The organism is Flagellimonas sp. B-3 (assembly GCF_056857835.1).
Window position 1 is genome coordinate 1 of sequence record NZ_JBSXNW010000005.1, and the last position, 21,606, is coordinate 21,606.

A 21,606-nucleotide genomic window follows, 5' to 3' on the forward strand; every position below is an offset into this window, starting at 1 on the left:
CCTGCATCTCTTTACGATTCGATATCCGGTAGGGATACCTCAGACCATAAAGGGTATGCTTGAAGAACCTGCTCGAGGGGGTCTTGTGCCGGGACTTTAAAACATGTAGAAAATCCAGCACCTGTTCTTCATCCACATCGAGTGGACTGCACTTAAAATGCAGGCCTATGTGTGAAAGACAGCGCGCATAGTTGGTCAGGGTGCTTTGGCTTTTGCCCCATAGTTCAACAGAACCTTTTAGTTTCAGATACAATTCCTGGAATTTTGGAAGACGTTCACAGGCTCGTTCGATCAGGGTACTACTTTTTTTCATAATTTGCTAAATATTAGTTTTATACATCTTAAAGGTAGTGAATGGAGATTTAGATAACTCCTGAAGCTACCTTTAGGTTTAGTTCAACAATGACTTAAAATGGCAATAGCAAAGAAAGGAACTAGAAAAATAATTGTAAAGGGAGAAAAATTCTTGTATAAAATATCAAAATACAAGACTGTTTCAGATTGGCGTGCTTCTAATAATGAGTTGAATAGCACTTTTATGAAATATGCGACTCAATTTGGTTTGGGGCAAGTGAAAGATATTGTTTTTAATATAGTGATTCAACATTTGGAAAATCCAGTATCCACTATGTGCATTAAGTGCGAATCCATTTTGGTTGATGGATTTATGGGACCAGAACAGTTGGTAAAAATACAGCCGAATTTTATCGCAGAACAAATTAAGCAAGCTTTGGCAAATGGTTGGAACCCTCTACAAAAAGGCGATTATAGAACATCAGTAAAGCATGAAGATACTCTATCTGAAAGTCCTGTTATTTTGCAATTGCCCGATTTCAACGAAGGAGCTGATGAAGAGTATGACTCCGTTGAAAAACCAAATGAGGTCAAGTTTGATAAAAAATAAAGCCCAATTGCTAACAATGCCAACAGCAATTATGGTAGATTAGACCACCCTCTACAAGCTCCGGGCAAGCTAGAATCCACTCGGAATTGCTAACGTCTGTGTTAAACAGAAATTAATGTTATCACCTTGAACAGCAGAAAAAACCTGTTATAAGCCCTTTCTAGTGGCTTTTTTAGTCCACTCTTTTCTATTATTGACTTTTGTGATATCCATATGCGTAATCTAAAATAAATTCGTTAAATGATTTATTTTGTTAGGATTCCTTACTATATTTGTATCGGCAATAATGCCAAAACATAATTTAAACCTTATTCAAATGGCTAAATCAATTTTCTATCACGCCGGATGTCCAGTATGCGTGAGTGCAGAACACGAAATCGTAAATCTAATTGGCGCGGAAAATGTTGAACTCGTTCACATTGGCGAAGAACGCGACCGAATTACAGAAGCAGAAAAAGCAGGAGTAAACTCTGTCCCAGCTTTGTTAACACCAAACGGGAATGTATTGCACATCAATTATGGTGCATCTGTAGCCGACGTAAAAGGCTAAAAAAATTTACATTAATAAGTTAGGAGTCCTAATTTATTATGCGACTCCTAACTTTTAACCAATTAAATTCCATAAAAATGAAACAAGTATATTTTCTTCTCGGACTTTCCCTTTTAACAGCTAAAATATATGCCTGCAACAAGTGCGAAGACTACAACAACGAAGATTTTCAAATTAAATATGTGAACGTAAAGCACCAAGATGACCTTGCGGCCACCATTTGGGAAATTACCGTAAAAGGAACGGCTGGTAAAACAACACCAACACCAGCAGGTCAAATGAACGGAGCACCTGTTTTAGGCTACGTATTCCCAACTACTTTAAAATCAACCGATGTTGGCTTTGGCGATACCGAAGGCATTTTGGCACTAGCCTTGACCTCGCACCCCGACTTTGATGACACGCCACTGTGGGACGAAAATGCTGACCGAAATTTTGTTAATGACGGTATTGTTTGGCACCCGCATTGGGTGGTCTTGACAGAAGACAAACGTGTGGAAGGCGGTTTGGCCGTAAAGCAATTTGACCCAAAGGACACAAGTGTGATCTTACCACCAACCAATCCAGGAATGCCCATGTACATGGACTCACCGGGTTTTCAAGTCATCACGGACAGGAATACAATACGAGTGGTTGTTCCCGATTATCGAATGAACAACAAAACGGATTTTTCCTATGATGGGGTTGCAGCCTTTATGCAAGTCAATACAAGCGGAGAAGGTGGGGAAAACAAGCCAATGCTCGGTGTTTACAAAGTATATTCAGTAGCAAGTGGCGACCTGTCGCTACCCTATAAAGTCAAGTAATCTTTTTTGCCCTGTAAAGTAAGGATTCCTATCTTTACAGGGCTTTCTTTTTATCAAAACAAAACTAAAATGAAAGTAGCAGTTTGGGACACCTATGTAACCAAAAAAGACGGTAGCGTAATGCACTTTGACATTATTGCTCCTGAAGAAATTAGGGATACAGCCTTAATCTATGGTTATGGTAAAGAATATTTAAAAAACAAAGCTCAAGAGGGACAAGCTTTAACATCAAAAGAATGTAGGTTCTGCCACATGGAAACAGTACGGCCCCAATGGAAATCAGAGATTAAACAAAAAGGGTATTTGATCGTTGAAATGGAAAATTGTAAATGAAAGAGAAAACACATTTATTATTCTCTTACGGTACCTTACAGTTAGAGAACGTACAGATTGAAAATTACGGTCGAACCTTAAAAGGAGAGCGAGATAAATTGATTGGGTATACAACTGAAAAAACACAAATCACAGATCCAATAGTCCTTGCTAAAAGTCAGCTAGATCATCACCCAATTGCCGTTAAATCCGGTAATGCAAGTGATGCTATAGAAGGAACTTTATTTGAAATTACGAATACCGAACTTGCCGAAACCGACAAGTATGAAGTAAGTGAGTACCATAGAATACTTGAAACTTTTGAATCAGGAAAAAAGGCTTGGGTCTATGTGGCCAAAATATAACACTATGAAATATCCATCATTCAATTTAAACGAACAAAACCACAAAATAGAGAGCCGAATCGTGGTTGCTTTGGAACGTATTTCGGAAGCATTCAGGGTATTGCTTTGGAACGAAAGTAAAGAAAGCTCATTAAGCCCGATACAAATTCAGATTTTGATATTCATCTCTTTCCATTCCTTGGAAAAGTGTAAAGTGGGATATTTGGCAAACGAGTTTAATATGACAAAGGCCACCATTAGCGATAGTGTCAGGGTTTTACTCTCCAAAGCATTGGTTACCAAAGAAACAGACCCCGCCGACACAAGAAGCTATTCCCTTTCACTTACGGCCGAAGGAAAAAATGTTGCCAAAAAAGCGTCTTTTTTTGCTTCTTCCATCCAACAACCGATTGAAAAACTAACACAAGAACAGAAAACAACAATGCTCAACGGGTTGCTGAAATTGATTTATGACCTAAACAAGTCCGGTGTCATTACCATTCAACGGATGTGTTTTACCTGCTCCTTTTACAATGGCGAAAATGGAAATCATTATTGTAATTTATTAAAAACAAAACTCGCCGAATCTCAAATACGCTTGGACTGCCCTGAACACGAAATGGTCACGTGAACGAAGCATAAGATCAAATCCGTGGACTTACCACAATTTTATCATCATACATGGCATCCAATCCCATTTGTACGCAAGTTGCGGCCATGGCACCTGTTTTAGCATTGGAAACGGGCAATGTATTGTTTACGATATTGTCCCTAAAATCAATCAAAGCCTGCTTGCTAGGGTCTTCATGGTCAAACTCCAATGGAATCCCCCTGCCTTGGTCCCAATTTAAAGTGGCCCCCGAAACACCATCGACCTCACCAATCTCTTTTTCGTAGCTTCCTTCGGGATAGTACCAAGCCTTGACATAATCTAAAATATACGTTCCTTTATCCCCCATTACCTTGACCTTGTAATCGCCCATTGCGTTACTGGTAAGACAGGTAAATGATGCCCGTACCCCTTCGGGGTAGCTGTAGATCAGGTGTATATTGTCATAGGTTTCCCTACCATCTTTCCAGTAATCGATACCACCAACTCCCATGACCTTTTCGGGCATGGTATCCATCACCCAATTGGCAAAATCCAACTGGTGCGAACAAAGTTCGGCCAAAAGACCACCTGAATATTCCCGGTACATTCGCCAGTTGATCATGCGCTCCCATATTGGGTCCGGTACAGGACGGCGCCAATTGCCATTTCGGTTCCATTGACACTCAAAGGCTGTTATCTTGCCAATTTTCCCGTTTTTGATTTCCTCCACAACATGCGAATATAAACGGGAGCTATGGTATTGGTGACCTGCTTGAAATATGTTCTTGGATGCATCGGCCGTCGCTACCAATTCCTTGATGCCCTCATATCCCTTTGCCATGGTCTTTTCGCCGTACACATGCTTTCCTGCCTGTAAAGCATCGACAACAATTTTAGAATGTGTACTGAACGGGGTCGCTACCAAAACAGCATCCACATCCTTGTCTTCCAACATTTTTTTGTAGTCAGAATATCCTTTTGCCTTGCCTTCTACTTTTGAAAGTCCCGAGCTAAGCCTAAAGGGAATGATATCGCAACAGGCGACTACCTGCATATTGGGAATCTGGTTGATGAAAGGAATAAGTCCACCACCTCGGTCCCCTGTTCCAATTACCCCAATATTGATAGTTTCATTTGCACTTGGAGAGCCATACCCCAGTACGGTTGGAGCATATAAGACTGCGGAACCGGCCAAACTGCCTTTTACTATAAATTCACGTCGTTTCATGATTGCTTAAAGTTTGGGCTCCCATCCTTTTTCGTACTCCCTTTTCCAGCTTTGCATGGCTTTTTCACTGTTTAATACCTTGCCTGTTTGGGTGTTTATTTCGATGGTATGCCCGGCGTCGTGGGCCATATTTCCCAAGTGGCAGAGCATGGTGGAAACGCTTGCATCCCTTATATCAGAATTTAGGGAATTATCTTTTCGGATAGCATTGAAGAAGTTGGATACATGATCCACATCCAGTCCTCCGATGCCTTGGGTATTGGTAGTGGCACTAAGTTCTTTCTCGAACTCAATTTTGACTGGATTACCACCAAGATCGTACAGCTTGTAAAAATTTCGACTCAGCTCAATTACCCCTTTGCTTCCATAAATAGTGATTCCCCGCCCGGGTCGCTCCGGTTTCATAATACCGCGGCTGTGGGAGATCCATGTAATGAATTTATCCCCTGGGAATGTATAGGTCACTTGCTGGTTGTCCGGGAATTCCCAGTCATCATCATAAGTGTACTTTCCCCCAAACGCTGTTACTGTTTCGGGCAAGTCCACGCCAAGTGCCCAGCGGCAAATATCAATCTCGTGGGTACCGTTGTTATGGATTTCTCCAGTGCCCCAATTACGGAACCAGTGCCAGTTATAAGGGTGGATGTTATCCCGATAGTTTTCACGAGGCGCAGGACCTTGCCACAGATCCCAGTTTAAGGTCTGGGGTACTTCAATTGCCTTTCCGTGCCCAATGGAACCGCGGTTATTGGAATAATAAGCTTCTCCTTTGAAAACGTCTCCGATCACACCTTTTTTGATGTCTTCCACCGCCGACATCGAAGTTTTGGCCGAGCGCTGTTGGTTGCCCATCTGAACTTTTTTTCCGTACTTCTTTTGAGCTGCAACCAACAGATCATTTTCATAAGGGTTATGGCTACAGGGCTTCTCCACATAAACGTGCTTACCTGCCTGTAGGCCCATAATGGCCATGGGAGCATGCCAATGTTCAGGTGTGGCAATAAAGATGGCATCCACGTCCTTATCCTCTAAAATCTTACGGAAATCCTTTTCTACCTTCGGTACATATCCTATGCGCTCTTGGCACCAGGCATTGTGTTCTTCCAGAATGGTATCGTCTACATCACAACTGTATAAAATCTTGGCGTTGACATCTTGGTGGATAGCCAATACATGTGCCTTGGCACGGCTCCTTACACCAATTACCGCACAATTGATATGATCGTTGGCTCCCAGAATTCGGGCATTGGCCCAAGAAGGAAATACTGTAGCACCCAAGGTAACAGCAGCGGTACCTGTAGTTGTTTTTTTTATGAAATCACGTCTTGTAGTCATGGTTTACTGCTTTTTAATAGGTTTTATCTTGATGTTTTTAAAGCTTACACGATCTCCATGATCCTGTAACAATATGTGACCTCTATCCACTTCTCCAAAGTTGGGCCATTTTACATACTTGCTTTCGGAGACCAGTTTGCGATATGCTTCGCTTTTTCGCTCGTATTCCAAAACCTTTGTGCCATTGAGCCAATGCTCCACATGGTTGTCTTTTGAAACGATACGGGCAGTATTCCACTCTCCAATAGGATTAATGGGTTTATTGACATCTGCCTGTATAAGATCATATAAAGAAGCAACGGTACGGCTACCTTCATGGTTGCCCAGTTTGGCATCTGGATGCCTTTCATCGTCCAAAATTTGATATTCCAAACCTATCGAGGAACCGGGCCCCTTGTTCAGGTCGGTATCCACATAATATTTGATACCACTGTTGGCGCCCTCCGTCAATTTAAAATCCACTTTGAGTTCAAAATCCCCGTACAACTCTGTGGTCACAATATCACCACCGGCGGCCGATTCTTCGCCACCTGAAGACAGCACGGTCAATACGCCATCCTTAATTTCCCATCCTTTCTCTGGAAAATTATCCAGTCGGGCACCGCGCCATCCCACGGTAGTTTCACCGTCCCATAACAATTGCCATCCATTTTTTTCCTCATCAACAGTAAGCTGGTTTTTGGTCACCACTGGGGCCAAGGGCATTTCTTTACTGTATTTTGAAAGACTATCGGTCAAAATTTTGATGTTCTTCCAGGCAATCTCCGTTCCCTCCTTTTGATCTTTGCCAATGCTGTGTACTTGAAGCGCAATAAAGCCGCTTGCTGTTTTGTCATCTATCAAATGGGCCGCTGGTATCCCATTGATCCAGGTTTGGATCGTATCTCCGATCGCCTCGATGCGATAGTGGTTCCAATCATTTTGTTTGAAGGCTTTTTGGGCAGCTGGATTATCTTCCAAGCTAACGAGCCAACCTCTACGACCTTCATCATAAATTCCAGCGCTCCATGCCCTGTCCGATGGGTCTATTTCAATCTGGTATCCGTGTACCCTTCCATTTTGATAATACGGAAAGCTGTTGCTTCGTATTTGGATTCCAGAATTCATGGTAGAATCCACTTTGTATTCCAGTTCCAAGATAAAATCGTCATACATCCCATCTGTTGTCAAAAAGGAATTGGGCGTATCATGCACCGTGGACCCCACGATCATGTCATCTTTTACCGTGTAATTGGCCTCACCACCCTTTTGGGTCCATCCGTTGAGGGTGCCGTCGAATAGGTCGATCCATGGTGTGTCATCTTTGGGAGCTTCAGCACACCCCCAACACAGCAGGAGCGCCAATGTTCCGAATTTTAGTTTGTTCATTTTATGTGTCATTTAGTTAAAAGTTTACTTTACAAATCGATTATAGGCCGAAAAGACCTGGAAGCCATAATGCCAATGCTGGAATGTACGTGATCAGAAACAATGCCAAAATCATGGCCACAAACAAAGGCAGCAGGGGCTTAATCACTTTTTCAATGGATGTTTTTGCCACACCTACCCCCACAAAGAGTACCGAACCCACCGGAGGTGTGCACAGTCCAATGCAAAGGTTTAAGATCATGATGATGCCAAAATGCACCGGATCTATCCCCAATTTTGTTACGATAGGCAAAAATATGGGGGTAAATATGAGCACGGCCGGAGTGATGTCCATAAAAACACCCACAATCAGCAATATTACATTTATGATGAGCAGCAGGGCTATCTTGTTATCGGTAATGGACAAAAGCCCCGCACTGATGTCCTGTGGGATATGCTCAAAGGAAAGTGCCCAGGACATGCTCATGGAGGCCGCTATCAACAGCATGACAACGGCGGTAGTGGCGGAGGCGTTCAAAAAGATATTGGGTAGTTTTTTAAACGTTATCTGTTTGTAGACAAAGCCCAACAATAAACTATAGAGCACGGCAATGGCCGAAGCTTCGGTAGCGGTAAATATGCCCGCCACAATGCCCCCGATTACCAAAACCAATAGGAATAGGCTTGGGACGGCATCAATAAAAGTTTTAAAAACCTGTTTTAATGAGCTTCGTTGTCCTTTGCCGTAGCCTTTCTTCTTGGCCCAGAACATGGCTACCACCATCAAAAGCAACCCGGTAATCAAACCAGGAATATATCCTGCCAAGAAGAGTGCCGCAATGGACGCACCCCCACTTGCCAAGGAATATACGATCAAAATGTTGCTGGGGGGAATCACCAATCCTGTTGTGGCCGAGGTGATGTTGACGGATACGGAAAACCCCTTGTCATACCCTTCTTTTTCCATTTCAGGGCCTAGGATGCTCCCCATGGCCGAGGCCGAAGCCATGGCCGATCCTGCAATGGCGCCCATAAACATGGCCGATATAATATTAATGAGAGCGAGTCCCCCGGGTAAAGCCCCGACCAAGGTTTTGGCAAAGGCGATCAATCGGTGGGCAATTCCTCCGTGGTTCATCAATTCTCCGGATAAAATAAAAAATGGAATGGCCAGTAGTGCAAAACTATCCAATCCTGTGGCCATACGCTGTGATATGGTCGCCAATGCTGGCAAGGAGGGAACACTGACCAATAAGGTCAACATGGACGAGATGGCTATGCTCCACGCTACGGGGGTACCTATGGCCAAAAGGCCCACAAAACTGATGATCAAAACAAGCAAGGGTATATAATCCATAAGGCTCAATCCATTATTATTTCCACAACTTTGTTATAAACTACTATCAGTCCGCTCAAGGGAATAACGATATATACGTATGCCAAGGGCAAGCCCAATGCAGGAGAAAGTTGTTTGAGTTCATAGGTAGTGTACACCAACCATCCGCCACCCGTAACCATTGCCCCAAGACAGAACAGTATGATGAAACCGGATACCATCCTTTTCAATAGTCTTTGATTTTTGGCACTGGCACGTTTGGCCAGTACATCTATGGCCACATGACCATTTTTTGCCGATACATAGGCAGCTCCCAACAATCCCAACCAAATCATAAGAAACCGGGCGAGTTCATCCGTAAAGGCACTTGGTTCCCCTATAACATACCTACTGAACACCTGCCAGAGTACATTCAGCACCATGAGACCCATCAGTACTACGAGTAAATGTGCCAAAATATTTTCCAATGTCTTTTTGAGTCCCATCACTTTGCCAATGATTTGATTTGTTGTATCATTTTGTTCAATGCTGCATCATCTTCATACGGCCGGTACATTTCCCGTGTCATTTCGATAAACGGTTCCTTATCGGGATACGAAATCTTTACCCCTGCTTCCTGGACTTTTTCCAATGCCTCGGCTTCCGATATGGCCCACAATTTTCGCTGATGGGCCAAAGATTTTTTTACCGCTTTTTGGACCCATCCCTGTTCCTGCTCCGAAAGGGTACCCCAAAACTGGGTGCCAACGATCAAGACGTCGGGGGAAAAGGTATGTTCGTCCAACGAATAATAGGGACACACCTCATAATGCTTGGAAAGGTAAAAACTGGGGGGATTGTTTTCCGCTCCGTCCACCACGCCTTGTTGCAGGGATGTATAGAGCTCTCCCCATGAAATGGGCGTGGGCGACCCCCCAAGACTTTTGACCATATCTATGGCCGTAACACTTTCCATTACCCTGATCTTGAGCCCCTCTAGGTCATCTGGGGCTGTTACGGGCGCATGCTCGGTGTAAAAACTGCGAAATCCGGCATCGTAATAGCCCAGACCTTTCAGTCTAAATTGTTCGGCATTGTCCAACAATGTTTGGCCAATAGGACCATCCAAAACTTCAAAGGCATGTTCCCTGCTCTCAAAAAGATAGGGCAATCCCAATATTCTGGTCTTCGGGGCAAAATTCTCCAAGGTGGCAACCGATACCTTGGTCATATCCAGACTGCCCAATTGAATCAGCTCCAGAATTTCACGTTCGGTGCCCAATTGTTGATTGGGATAGATCTCTACACGAAGTCTGCCCTTGGAAACACTATCAAGACCTTCCCCCATTTTAACCATGGCCTTATGCACGGAATGGTTAACATCCAAACCATGGGCCAACCTTATGGTCTTTGTGCTACTGACCTCTTCACAACTAGTGGCGAAAAGCAAAGCACACAATAAAAAAATGATGGGAACGTGTTTCATTATTTTTCCCTTCTGATTGTTGCTATCAATTTCAAGGTGTCTGCCACTTTTTTCTGTAAACCTTCAAAATCTTTACTTTCCAAAATATCCTTGGAAATCAATTTTGAACCCATTCCAACACAGGTAACTCCAGCATCAAACCAAGCTTTAAGGTTAGCCTCCTCTGTGCTTACCCCACCTGTTGGCATAATGCTTGTCCAAGGTTGGGGCCCTTTAATGGCCTTTACAAATCCTGGTCCATAGGTAGACCCGGGAAAGAGCTTGATCAATTCACAACCTAATTCTTCGGCTTTATTGATTTCGGTCAAAGTACCACAGCCCGGCGACCAAAGTACTTTTCTGCGATTACAAACTATGGCGATATCTTCTCTTAAAGATGGAGTTACCACAAAGTTTGCACCCATTTGCATATACAGGGATGCTGCCGCCGCATCGGTAATGGATCCAACGCCCATGATCATCCCCGGAAGTTCTTTCTGGGAATATTTGTTCAATTCTGAAAAAACCTCAAAGGCAAAATCGCCACGTGCCGTGAACTCCATCAAGCGGGCACCGCCATCATAACAAGCCTTGAGTACCTTTTTGCCCAATTCGATATCGGGGTGGTAAAAAAGTGGCACCATTCCGGTGTCCCTCATAGTATTTACTACATCAATTCTTGAAAATTGTGCCATTTTATACGCTTTTTTAGCGAGCCACCCTTCCAGATGCATCCCCGCTCATTAATTTTTCTACCTCGGCCACTGTCACAAGATTGGCATCTCCTTTTATCGTATGTTTTAAGCAAGAAGCCGCAACGGCAAAGTCCAATGCTTTTTGGTCATCTTCGGGCCAGTTCAACAACCCATAAATCAATCCGCCCATAAAGGAATCTCCACCGCCGACCCGATCTACAATATGGGTAATTTGGTACTCGGGCGATTTGAACATAGTCTTGCCATCATACAACACTCCTGCCCATGTATTGTGCGATGCCGATATTGATCCCCGTAGCGTGGTTATCACCTTTTTGGCATTGGGAAATCGTTTTATCATCTGCTGACACACGGACAAAAATGCTTCAGCCTTAACATGTTCCCCTTGTTTTGTAATGTCCAAATCTTCTGGTTTGATACCAAAGTGTTTTTCCGCGTCCTCCTCATTCCCTAAAACAATATCGCAATACGAAGTGAGTTCGGACATGATCTCCTCCCGCTTAGCATCATCGCAGTATTTCCAAAGTTTGGCGCGGTAGTTTAAATCCGTGGATATGGTAACCCCATGTTTTTTGGCGATTTTCACGGCCTCGATACAGGCATCCGCTGCACCTTGGGATATGGCAGGGGTAATTCCGGTCCAGTGAAACCATTCCACATCCTTGAACACACTGTCCCAATCCACCATACCAGGCGCTATCTCTGCCATGGCAGAATGTGCCCTATCGTAAATCACCTTGCTACCGCGGCTTACGGCACCGGTCTCCAAGAAATAGATGCCCAAACGCTCACCTCCAAAAATAATATTGTCCGTGCCTACCCTGCGTTTTCGCATTTCCATTAGGGCACTCTCGCCTATGTCGTTCTTTGGCAGGCGCGTCACAAAATCCACGGGTACGCCGTAATTGGCAAGGGATACCGCCACATTGGACTCTCCACCTCCGTAGACCACATCAAAACTGTTGGTCTGTGAGAACCTTAGGAATCCCGGAGGGGCCAATCGTAACATGATCTCACCGAACGTAACTACTTTTTTCATTCCGTTATGTCTATTTTTTGATTATACCCTAAATTAAAATAGGCCTTGGCATTTCTATAGCAAATGTCTTGAACCAAGCTGCCTATATATTCAATGTCATTGGGGACTAGGCCTTTTTTTATGTCATTCCCCAATATATTGCACAACAATCTCCTGAAATATTCGTGCCTGGGAAAGGATAGAAAGCTCCGGGAATCGGTGAGCATGCCCACAAAACAACTGAGCAGTCCCATATTCGATATGGCGTTAAGTTGCTTTTCCATACCGTCCAATTGATCATTGTACCACCATCCCGAGCCCATTTGTATCTTTCCCCGCACACTACCATCATTGAAGTTTCCTGCCATGGTCGCAAAAACTTCATTTAGAGCGGGGTTAAGATTATATAGGATGGTTTTGCCAAGCTGTCCCGTGTTTTCAAGGGTGTTCAAGAATTTGGCAAGGTTTATGGCCTGCGGAAAATCGCCTATCGAATCAAACCCTGTATCGGGTCCCAACAGCTCCAATTTTCTTTTGTTTGTGTTTCGCAGGGCTCCCAAATGGAATTGCTGCACCCATCCCAATTTATGGTATTCCCTACAAAGGTGCACCAATGTTTCAAAGGTAAAGTACTGAATTTCTTCGATTTCCAAAGGAACACCGTTCATTACCTTTCCAAAAATGGCCTCAATACCATAGTTGTTCATCTCAAAATGGTACAACTGTTCCAGTCCATGGTCAGAGAGGCGACAACCGTTTTCATGGAAATATGCCATCCTTTTTTTTAGGGCCGTGATCAAATCCTGATAGGATTTTATTTGGATTCCGGACACTTCACCCAACCTTTCCAAATATGATCTGTAGGCATTATTGTTTTCAATGGCATATACCTTATCCGGTCGGAAGGTTGGCAGCATTTTTGGCGAAGCATCGTTCTTTGCCGTGCTACGATGATGTGCTAAAGTGTCCGTGGGATCATCCGTGGTACAAATCACCTCTACGTTGAACTGTTGCAACAATCCAATTGTACTATGATTTTTCTTTTGCAGTTGCTCTTTGGTATCTCGATAAATCCATCCAGCATTGTTGCCTGTAAGCAGCTCATCGATCCCAAAGTAACGTTGTAGCTCCAAGTGTGTCCAATGATATAAGGGATTTCTGAGTGTGTAGGGAACCGTCTCGGCCCATTTTTGAAACTTTTCTTCGTCGGATGCGCCTCCTGTAATGTACTGCTCACCAATACCCAAAGTTCGCATTGCCCTCCATTTATAATGGTCATCCGTCAACCAAGCCTCAGTGATATTTTTGAACTGGTGATCACTGGCAACATGCTCGGGCGACAAGTGGTTGTGGTAATCAATTATGGGCATTTCCTTCGCAAAGCTGTGGTATAATTCCTCCGCCTGTGGAGTTTCAAGTAAAAAGCTGTCTTTTATAAATGCCATTAGGGTAAGGATTTTTCAATACCGTACATGAGTCCCCTTAATTCAGCAAGACCCCGTAAGCGTCCTATCGCGGAATATCCGGGATTTGTTTTCTTGCTGATATCGTCCAACATTTGGTGCCCATGGTCGGGCCGCATGGGCATGCGTTGGTTCTTTGCATTTTTCTTCTTGCGGATAAGCTGTTCTTTAAGCAATGCATGCATCACTCCATACATATCCACATCACCGTCCAAATGGTCCGCTTCATGGAAATTGCCCAGTGCATCTCTTTTGGTACTTCTTAGATGTATAAAATTGATTTTTTCCGATAAACGATCGGCCATGCCCACCAGATCATTATCCGTCCTTACGCCATATGAGCCCGTACAAAAACATAATCCGTTGTGAGGACTATCATAGGCTGCAAGCAGTTTTTTGGCATCTTCTTCCGTACTTACCACTCTTGGAAGCCCCAGAATGGGATATGGAGGATCATCCGGATGGATTGCCAAAAAAACACCGGACTTTTCCGCAGTTGGTCCTATTTCCTTGATAAAGTTGTATAGGTTTTCCCTGAGTTCTTTATCCCCTATTTTATTGTAGGTGTTCAAAGCCTGCTGAAACTGCTCCAACGTATAACCTTCCTCAGCACCTGGCAGGCCGGCAATAATATTTTCAATTAAACTGTTCTTGGCATCCTCATCCAATATATCGAATTGCGTCTTGGCGCGCTCAATACTTTCCTTGGAATAATGGTCAAAAGCCTTTTCACGATTCAATATAAAGAGTTCAAATGCTGCAAATTCAATGGCATCAAACCGAAGTGCAAAGGAACCATCCGGCATTTTATAGGAAAGATCGGTCCGGGTCCAATCCAAGATAGGCATAAAATTGTAACACACCGTATCTATTCCACACGAACCAAGATTTTCAATGCTTTGTTTGTAATTCGCTATATACTCTTTATAGTTTCCCGTTCTTTTTTTAATATCCTCATGAACGGGTATGCTCTCCACTACAGACCAAGTAAGTCCCGAAGCCTCTACTTCTTTTTTTCTTTTGTTTATTTCCGATGTGGGCCAAACATCTCCATTTGGAATATGGTGCAATGCCGTTACGATTCCAGTTGCGCCCGCCTGCCTAATATCTGAAAGGGAAACAGGGTCTTTTGGTCCGTACCAGCGCCATGTTTGTTCTAACCCCATAATTATTGAATTTTTATTACTTCTTGATTTCTTTTTCCTAAACGCCGCTAAAAGCACTGAACCCTCCATCGATGGGAACCACAATACCTGTTATAAATTTTGATTGTTCACTGCTCAACCATAAAGTGGTGCCCACCAAATCCTCCGGTTCACCAAAGCGTCCCATGGGGGTTTGATCGATTATCGTGGTACCCCTTGGGGTCAACCCGCCATCGTCTTTGGTCAATAAGCTTCTGTTCTGATCTGTTAGAAAAAAACCAGGTGCCAAAGCATTGACCCTAATGTCCACTTTGGAAAAATGGACCGCAAGCCATTGGGTAAAATTCGAAACGGCAGCCTTAGCCCCGCTATAGGCCGGTATTTTTGTAAGTGGGGTAAAGGCATTCATTGATGAGATGTTCAGAACGCTGCATCCTGTGCGACCGACCATTTCCCTAGAAAAAATCTGTGTGGGCAAAAGGGTTCCAATGAAGTTTAAGTTGAACACAAATTGAATCCCTTCCATATCCAAATCAAAGAATGTTTTAAAATCCTCTGCTGTCCTTTCCAAGTCCTTCTTGAGTAAATAGGGCTCACTGGTCGTTCCCAAAGGATGGTTTCCTCCTGCCCCATTGATGAGAATATCGCAAAAACCGAATTTTTCAGCAATCTCCTTTTTGGCCGCTTGTAGGCTTTCTCGGTCAAGCACATCCACTTTGACGGCCATTGCATTGCCCCCGGCATCAATGATTTTTTTCGCAACGGTCTGGGCGGATTCCATATTCAAATCCAGAACGCAGACCTTTGCACCTTGGTCAGCAAAAGCTCGGGCCAGGGTACTGCATAAAATACCGCCACCGCCTGTTATTGCGACAACTTTGCCTTTCAATTCTTTATATTTGGGATTATCCATTGCTATTTTTTTTCTTTGGACAAGGTATTGAATCAGGTAAAAAATTTATTCTGTGTACTTTCTACATGGTTTCAAATATATAAATTTTTGCTATCCATTCAGAGAAAATACCAAAATTTTAGACAAAAAAATGAAAACTCAAGAAAAACTCCAGGATATTCAAGTAAAACCGGATTCGTTCGAATGTTCCGTCACTGCCGACATTACGGTTTTTGGATATGTTGACGGTAAACTTAAAATCTTGCTTATAAAAAGGTCGTTGGGACACTTTAAAAACCAATGGCATATTCCTGGAGGCGTAATGGAGGAACACGAAACCATTGAGGACTGTGCAGCAAAGGTTCTTTTTTCCCTGACAGGGTTCAGGGGCATACACTTTGAACAGGTAAAGACTTATACTGCCTTGGACAGGCATCCTTTAAAGCGAGTTATTACAGTATGTTTTTATGCTTTGGTAAAGCCTGATAACCATCCCTTGACACTAAGGGACAATATTACGAGCATTGATTGGTTCGATGTGGACAATATTCCCAAAAATCTCGGGTATGATCATGAAAAATTAATCAACGAAGCGTACTCATTTGTACAGAACAATTTAAGGCATAAGCTTATCGTTGGCGAACTTCTCCCGAAGGAATTTACCTTACAAGAACTTCAAAACTTATATGAGGATATTTTGAATATTGAACTGGACAGAAGGAATTTTAGAAAGCGTATATTCCAAATGGATGTTTTGGTAAACACCGAGAAAAAAAAGCAGGGTGTTAAGGGAGGACCGTATCTGTATAGGTTAAAATAATGGAGGGCTGTGACATAATCCATTCTTAAGTGCTCTATTTGGTGTTAAACAAATGGACTTACTACATTTAACTGCACATTACAAAAAAATTATGTTGACTGTTTGTGAATTGACTTTGAAAAACATATCAAAAAACCAAAAAGAGAGCAAACATCGGAGTTCAAGCAAAAGACCGTCGAACTAGCTATACCAGGGGCAAAGCCGCAGAGGTATGCAGGGAACTGAGACTGTGAGCCCCGCGGTATTAGTTGGTCAAGGCATTTATAAAAACACAAAAAAAGTGGTTCTAAAAGTCATTTAAAGTTACAACAAGAACTGTAAGTGTTTGCTCCCGATGGGAACACGCTTGATATGATTTTAGATGGTTTTAAATGAATTCAAACGATATGTATAAAAACACAAAACACTGAGAATCATAAGATTAACAGTGTTTTGATTTTACTTAAATAAGGTAAGTCGGGATGACTGAACCACCCGTATGGTTGTAAATTGTTGTAAATCAGAAACAAGCACTGAAATTTCAGAACCTGCACACCTTATTGCACATTCAATATGAAAATGAGAATAAGAACATATCCATTTGTTATTAAATGTACTGAAATTAGTTTAAAATGAACCAAATATCTTGGGGAAATTCAACTTGCATCAGTATTATATGATTATACAAACCATCAGGTATTGAGTATTTTAATGACTATGCTTTGGCCTTTCTTATTTTTTCAAAATATCTTTCAGCAAATTTTGGCTCTATTGAATATATATAGCTCAACCAACCATAGAGCCTATTCCTAGTCACTTCAATTTCGTTTGCGACTTGAAGTTTAAAGTCATCTTCCTTTGGGCTTATACCAGAATTTATTAGTCTTCTACGTGCATGCCTTTGGTATCCAAAACGCATTAAATAATATATCTCAAGGCGAATGTTTCTTTTTACTTTTTTTGCTATTCGCGGGAATTTAGAATCGAAGACTGTCAGACCTGTAACATATTGAGGTTGTCCCCTCTTCATTAACTTTGTTTTCTTATCATTTAAATTAAATCCAAAGCCTTCAATTATTGCGCTAATTTTGTTTAAATCAGGAAGAACACTGTTTGAAGAAAAATACAGATCATCTGCATACCTTGTATAATCTACCTCGGGCTGGCACAACTCCATTAATTTTATATCTAACCCCTCAGTAACAATATTTGCTATTGTAGGGCTTGTGCAGAACCCTTGTACTAAAAACCCATCTATTGTTACAATGTTAGCGATCCACTTTGCAACTTTTTTTTTAAATCCTAATCTGACCAAACCATTAATTACCCACTCCAAGGGGATTGATTCAAAATAATCTTTGATGTCAACGGATAGAATGTTGTTTTTTCCTAAATGCACCATTGCATTGGTTTTAGTATTCTTCTTTCTTACAAAGCCATGAATATTTTCACAGGGCTTAAAAATTTCATTCAAATAATTATTTAAAATTTTAAGTGAGTTTTCTAATTGATATGTGCGAATCTCATGGACAATCCTAACCCCTCCCTTCTTCCCCTTTTTCTTAATTTGATGGCGTGTAACATGAACATCTTTATCACGATGTCCTAAACTTATTATTTTGGTTTCAATCTTTTTAGAGTCCTGAATAGTAAACTCGTTATCAATTGCGTTCCTCAAAAACTTCAAGTCACACCTCAAATAATTTGCCAACTCTTGTAAAGAATCAATTTTTGAATGGTCCATATAAATAAAAGTAGGTGCCAGTATAAGAAAGATTGTAATGCAATACAGTCGAATACGAATTCATATTCTAAAATTTATCTGACACCTACTAAAAATTGTCAATTAGATTCTTTAGAGAGACCTGTAATTCCTTGGGCTTTTTTCTTCCTAAAAATACATTATTATGAAGCACTTTTATAATCGCTGTCTTTGGCGCAATCAAGTCGAAATTGTGTTTCATTCTCTCCAAAGGTTTGTCATTTGTCAAATTGTAATATACTAAATAGTTTATGTAATCTATTATTCCCATGTTTTCTTCTTCTTTTCCCACTATATGCCATTCACAATCATAACCGTCATTGAATTCTGAAAACAATTCATTTAAAACGATTTTTAAACTTTTTTTTCTCAACTCAATTGTTTCGAAATAAAATATATTTTTATCGTTTCTATGTTTAATTATTCTATCGCGAATAAGTTGTGATAATGAAATTTTAAAAAAGTCAGACTCGTCTTTGTCCTTCATTATGGTATTAAAATAAACGGTGTCTTTTTTTGTTATAACCAAGTAAGCTCTGTAATCTAAAATTGGTAAAATTTCATAAACACGTGTTTTCATGTCATAATGATTTTCCGTGGCATGAAACCCTTCTTTTAATATTCTGCTTTTGAAATCTTCGAAATAGATTGAGTTAGACAACCTATCTTTGAGCTTTTTTAACGCATCATTGATTGCCTTTGGCGAATCAGTTCTTATGCAGCCATGTATAAATAATTTCTCGTTGTTTCCGATATTTCCTGACTCGTCAACATAAAAATAATTTACTTTTTTATCCGTCATAAGACTCAATTTTTCAACACTTTATCCATACTTAATTCCAAATAGATTTTCTGTGCGAAATTTATAACTACAAAGGATTTTTTATTGCTACCACAATACTTTTGACTCATTTCAAATTATACTTTACAAATTGATTTGGACCATAACCAACAGAGAAGAATTCTCAAAATAAGTTATTATAATTATTTAGTGTCTCTAATAATCAATTCCAAGCTTCTGATTTCATTTCTTTCGAAAACACTTGTTTTCTTACTGTCCAAATTTTTCATGAACAAATAATTTTGGGTTTGTCCTAAATACAGTTCATTAGTTGATGATTCAATTTTTTTTCCCTGATATTCAAAACTAACAGTATATTTCCCAGTTTCAGTATATCCAATAAGTTTTATTGCTTCGGAAGTGGCTCCCCATAAAAATAATAAAGCACCAAAGGAAAAAAAGGTGATTAATTTTTTGGAATTTTTGTTCAACTCTGAATCATATTTTATGATGACTTCTGACCAAACAAAGGCGAAAACATAAAATATCGGCCATATTAAAAAAAATATCAGTTCAAACTTATACCTAGCAGCATGAAGCTTTAGGATATTAGGGAAATATTCATAAGGGGTTATAAAAAACAATAGAATGCCTATCGCTAGGTAATGAGCAGGATGAATTGTTTTGTAATATTTTTTTAATCTTTCCTTAAATCCTAGTTGACTGTAATCTTCTGATGAACTATTTCCCTTTATATAATTTGGCAGAATAAATGCAATTAATAAATTAAGGACAATCATTCCCAAGAATTTAAGTGTGTCTGGTAAAAACAATAAGATTATTTCACCGATTTTCAAGTATTGATATATTTCAATGCCGAAATGAGAGTAAAATATATGAAGCTTTAAATAGCCACAAATAATAAGGAAGCCTGAGATTACAGGTACTATAATTCCAATATTTTTAAGATTCTTCATTGGCAATTTCCATATTACATTGTTTACCTAGGTTAATAGTTCTCTAGGAGCAAAGTATCCTTGATAATAAAAATTGTAGAAATTGGGGATATAAACTACAATAGCCAAAATAGCAGAACCGAAAAATATTAATCTTAATGGTTCTGGCATGTTTCCCTTAAGCTCCTTTTTAATTCCTATGTAGGAAACAAAAACAAAAAATAAACAAGCAAAACAATAGTAAAAGTGGACCCATGGATCAAAGTCCGGAGCCAATGTCACTCTTTGAAATTTACTATTGGTAAGTTTTCCTTTGAACTCAAACTTATTCGGAGAAACCCCTTTGGTTAATATTAAGGCAGTGAATCCTTGTTGAGCTCCAAGTTGTGTCCAATTTATTGACAAACAATTTTCGCCTACTTGACTTAAATAGAATTTTTCATCAATGGATTGGGTTTTCCTGAGTATCTCATACCCAATTATTTCAACACCCCTGGGGGATAAAATTTCAAAGTCCTGAACAATTTCGTTAGTTTCAATAGCTCTTTTTCCTGCATTCCAAATAATTATTTTGGTTGCATTGACACTATCCTGGCCTTGATTATTTTTTAAACCTTCTTTTTTAATTAAAGAAGATTCCCATGGCATTACTCTATTGAGATCTTCTCCTGCTAAAATTTGATAAACAGGCTCTGGAACATGATAAGCATTATAAGAGAAAACATCTTTGAAAATTATGGGAATTGCAAATGCTATTATGCTGTAAACAAAGACAGCCCAGAATGAGCTTTTGATAAATCCAATGTTTTCAAACATTATTGGGAAAATATTTATACTAAACTTTTCTTATAGGTCTAAGCTATAAATATCTGATTATGTGTCAAATACTTATAAAATTGGAAGAGATATTTGTCATAAATAATTAACAAATCGACAAAATGTATGAATTTTCCGATGTGCGACGGCGTGGAATTTTAGATATTGAGATTTAAAACAAATCTGATTAGCACTCTTCATATTTCTTATGTGTGGAATCACCTATCTCATTAAACTTACTGGTAGATGTAATTCTGTTCAAAAAAAAGCGAACGAAGCAAAGCGAAGTGCTGCAAGCCCAAATCTTACCGAAACTAATTTACTGAGTGAGGCAAAATCACTTTTTACTTAGAAGCTTTTCCAAGTAAGCAACCTTATCTTTTTCAGCTTGGACAAGGCGTTCATATAGCTCCACCACTTTATCCAATGGATTAAAATTTGGCTGAACATTAATTGCGTTGATTGTAGAGCTATCGTTACTGGTAAAAGTGTTTGAAATAATGTTCAGAACATTTTCTTCCGAAAAATTCTCGATTCCCTCTTTGGTAACTCCCAAAGCCTTGGCAATCTCTTCCAGTTTCACATCGTCCACCTTCTCACTGTTCTCAATGTTGGAAACGGCCTGTTGACTGATGCCCAGTTCCTCTGCAAGGGTTTCCTGTTTCATTCCACGGAGTTCCCTGATCCTACTGATCTTTCTGCCTATATGGTTGTTCTTGGTCTTTGTCTGCATATCTCAAATATAGGGTGTTTCGTACAATATTCCGATTGTAAAATACAAAACACTTTTAATAAAATACAAGTATTTATAGTGGGGTACTTGGGAATGTGGCCCTAATATGGTCAATGATTCTCGAACCCTTTAAACCACAATCTCATGACACATGGCACAAACATACCAAAACACTTTGAAAAAGCGGAAGAGCTGTCCGAATTGCTCGACAGCATCCTGAACATCATTACCATTGACAGGGCCTTTCTATCTAAGAAACAAATTGAGGGAAACACCGAATATTATTTACTAACCCTTTTTGTGGATGTCAACAATGACCCCTTGCCA

The 21,606-nt window shown here is 40.6% G+C and carries 24 protein-coding genes and 1 pseudogene; 8 read left to right on the plus strand and 17 right to left on the minus strand.

Features of this window, described 5'->3' with window-relative positions; translation table 11 throughout:
• Nucleotides 1–253 (minus strand): annotated as a pseudogene (locus tag AC13CS_RS00060) (hypothetical protein); the annotation flags it as partial.
• Between the two features lie 159 nt (nt 254–412).
• Between AC13CS_RS00060 and AC13CS_RS00065 the strand changes: the two are divergent.
• From AC13CS_RS00065 to AC13CS_RS00090, 6 genes are all read left to right on the plus strand, one after another.
• A complete protein-coding gene (locus AC13CS_RS00065) occupies nt 413–904 on the plus strand; it encodes a hypothetical protein (protein ID WP_293168055.1) in 492 nt (163 codons plus the stop codon).
• A 316-nt stretch (nt 905–1,220) separates the two neighbouring features.
• Nucleotides 1,221–1,454, plus strand: coding sequence for a thioredoxin family protein (locus AC13CS_RS00070; protein WP_293168057.1), 234 nt, complete (start codon nt 1,221–1,223; stop codon nt 1,452–1,454).
• A gap of 77 nt (nt 1,455–1,531) precedes the next feature.
• Nucleotides 1,532–2,260 carry a hypothetical protein gene (locus AC13CS_RS00075; protein WP_293168059.1) on the plus strand — a complete coding sequence of 243 codons (729 nt, stop codon included), beginning with the start codon at nt 1,532–1,534 and terminating at the stop codon, nt 2,258–2,260.
• 69 nt (nt 2,261–2,329) lie between these two features.
• Complete coding sequence (locus AC13CS_RS00080) at nt 2,330–2,593, plus strand: DUF2024 family protein (RefSeq protein ID WP_293168061.1); 264 nt, start codon at nt 2,330–2,332, stop codon at nt 2,591–2,593.
• Nucleotides 2,590–2,937, plus strand: coding sequence for a gamma-glutamylcyclotransferase family protein (locus AC13CS_RS00085; RefSeq protein WP_293168063.1), 348 nt, complete (start codon nt 2,590–2,592; stop codon nt 2,935–2,937). Before AC13CS_RS00080 ends, AC13CS_RS00085 begins: the two co-directional genes overlap by 4 nt.
• Before the next feature lie 4 nt (nt 2,938–2,941).
• On the plus strand, nt 2,942–3,547 hold the full coding sequence (locus tag AC13CS_RS00090; RefSeq protein ID WP_293168065.1) for a MarR family winged helix-turn-helix transcriptional regulator: 606 nt from the start codon (nt 2,942–2,944) through the stop codon (nt 3,545–3,547).
• A 13-nt stretch (nt 3,548–3,560) separates the two neighbouring features.
• Here AC13CS_RS00090 and AC13CS_RS00095 read toward each other — a convergent pair whose 3' ends face one another.
• From AC13CS_RS00095 to AC13CS_RS00145, 11 genes are read right to left on the minus strand one after another with little or no spacing between them, the layout of a single operon-like run.
• On the minus strand, nt 3,561–4,736 hold the full coding sequence (locus AC13CS_RS00095; protein ID WP_293168067.1) for a Gfo/Idh/MocA family protein: 1,176 nt from the start codon (nt 4,734–4,736) through the stop codon (nt 3,561–3,563).
• 6 nt (nt 4,737–4,742) lie between these two features.
• Entirely contained in the window at nt 4,743–6,071 is a 1,329-nt protein-coding gene (locus tag AC13CS_RS00100; protein WP_293168069.1) for a Gfo/Idh/MocA family oxidoreductase, read from the minus strand.
• 3 nt (nt 6,072–6,074) lie between these two features.
• Entirely contained in the window at nt 6,075–7,439 is a 1,365-nt protein-coding gene (locus AC13CS_RS00105) for a 3-keto-disaccharide hydrolase (protein ID WP_293168071.1), read from the minus strand.
• A gap of 40 nt (nt 7,440–7,479) precedes the next feature.
• Complete coding sequence (locus AC13CS_RS00110; RefSeq protein ID WP_293168073.1) at nt 7,480–8,775, minus strand: TRAP transporter large permease; 1,296 nt, start codon at nt 8,773–8,775, stop codon at nt 7,480–7,482.
• A 5-nt stretch (nt 8,776–8,780) separates the two neighbouring features.
• Nucleotides 8,781–9,239 carry a TRAP transporter small permease gene (locus tag AC13CS_RS00115; RefSeq protein ID WP_293168075.1) on the minus strand — a complete coding sequence of 153 codons (459 nt, stop codon included), beginning with the start codon at nt 9,237–9,239 and terminating at the stop codon, nt 8,781–8,783.
• On the minus strand, nt 9,239–10,219 hold the full coding sequence (locus tag AC13CS_RS00120; protein ID WP_293168077.1) for a TRAP transporter substrate-binding protein: 981 nt from the start codon (nt 10,217–10,219) through the stop codon (nt 9,239–9,241). Before AC13CS_RS00120 ends, AC13CS_RS00115 begins: the two co-directional genes overlap by 1 nt.
• Nucleotides 10,219–10,893, minus strand: coding sequence for a bifunctional 4-hydroxy-2-oxoglutarate aldolase/2-dehydro-3-deoxy-phosphogluconate aldolase (locus AC13CS_RS00125; RefSeq protein ID WP_293168079.1), 675 nt, complete (start codon nt 10,891–10,893; stop codon nt 10,219–10,221). The genes AC13CS_RS00120 and AC13CS_RS00125 overlap by 1 nt, the downstream gene beginning before the upstream one ends.
• 13 nt (nt 10,894–10,906) lie before the next feature.
• The gene (locus AC13CS_RS00130; protein WP_293168081.1) at nt 10,907–11,953 is read right to left on the minus strand and encodes a sugar kinase; all 1,047 of its coding nucleotides are present in this window, start codon (nt 11,951–11,953) and stop codon (nt 10,907–10,909) included.
• Nucleotides 11,950–13,377, minus strand: a complete 1,428-nt coding sequence (uxaC, locus tag AC13CS_RS00135; RefSeq protein ID WP_293168083.1) for a glucuronate isomerase — start codon at nt 13,375–13,377, stop codon at nt 11,950–11,952. Before uxaC ends, AC13CS_RS00130 begins: the two co-directional genes overlap by 4 nt.
• The gene (gene uxuA / locus AC13CS_RS00140; RefSeq protein ID WP_293168085.1) at nt 13,377–14,561 is read right to left on the minus strand and encodes a mannonate dehydratase; all 1,185 of its coding nucleotides are present in this window, start codon (nt 14,559–14,561) and stop codon (nt 13,377–13,379) included. The genes uxaC and uxuA overlap by 1 nt, the downstream gene beginning before the upstream one ends.
• A gap of 37 nt (nt 14,562–14,598) precedes the next feature.
• Nucleotides 14,599–15,453 carry an SDR family oxidoreductase gene (locus tag AC13CS_RS00145; RefSeq protein WP_293168087.1) on the minus strand — a complete coding sequence of 285 codons (855 nt, stop codon included), beginning with the start codon at nt 15,451–15,453 and terminating at the stop codon, nt 14,599–14,601.
• 130 nt (nt 15,454–15,583) lie between these two features.
• On the opposite strand from AC13CS_RS00145, the gene AC13CS_RS00150 reads away from it, so the two are divergent.
• Entirely contained in the window at nt 15,584–16,252 is a 669-nt protein-coding gene (locus AC13CS_RS00150; RefSeq protein WP_293168089.1) for an NrtR DNA-binding winged helix domain-containing protein, read from the plus strand.
• Between the two features lie 694 nt (nt 16,253–16,946).
• Here the strand turns inward: AC13CS_RS00150 and AC13CS_RS00155 are convergent.
• From AC13CS_RS00155 to AC13CS_RS00175, 5 genes are all read right to left on the minus strand, one after another.
• Nucleotides 16,947–17,975, minus strand: a complete 1,029-nt coding sequence (locus AC13CS_RS00155) for a reverse transcriptase family protein (RefSeq protein ID WP_482888245.1) — start codon at nt 17,973–17,975, stop codon at nt 16,947–16,949.
• 88 nt (nt 17,976–18,063) lie between these two features.
• Complete coding sequence (locus tag AC13CS_RS00160) at nt 18,064–18,795, minus strand: DUF3800 domain-containing protein (RefSeq protein WP_482888246.1); 732 nt, start codon at nt 18,793–18,795, stop codon at nt 18,064–18,066.
• Between the two features lie 182 nt (nt 18,796–18,977).
• Nucleotides 18,978–19,751 (minus strand): hypothetical protein, encoded by a 774-nt coding sequence (locus AC13CS_RS00165; RefSeq protein ID WP_482888247.1) that lies wholly within the window; start codon nt 19,749–19,751, stop codon nt 18,978–18,980.
• A 27-nt stretch (nt 19,752–19,778) separates the two neighbouring features.
• On the minus strand, nt 19,779–20,546 hold the full coding sequence (locus AC13CS_RS00170) for a hypothetical protein (RefSeq protein WP_482888248.1): 768 nt from the start codon (nt 20,544–20,546) through the stop codon (nt 19,779–19,781).
• Nucleotides 20,547–20,883: 337 nt separating this feature from the next.
• A complete protein-coding gene (locus tag AC13CS_RS00175; RefSeq protein WP_482888249.1) occupies nt 20,884–21,279 on the minus strand; it encodes a helix-turn-helix domain-containing protein in 396 nt (131 codons plus the stop codon).
• A gap of 144 nt (nt 21,280–21,423) precedes the next feature.
• On the opposite strand from AC13CS_RS00175, the gene AC13CS_RS00180 reads away from it, so the two are divergent.
• On the plus strand, nt 21,424–21,606 hold a 183-nt coding region (locus tag AC13CS_RS00180; protein ID WP_482888250.1), incomplete at its 3' end, for a hypothetical protein.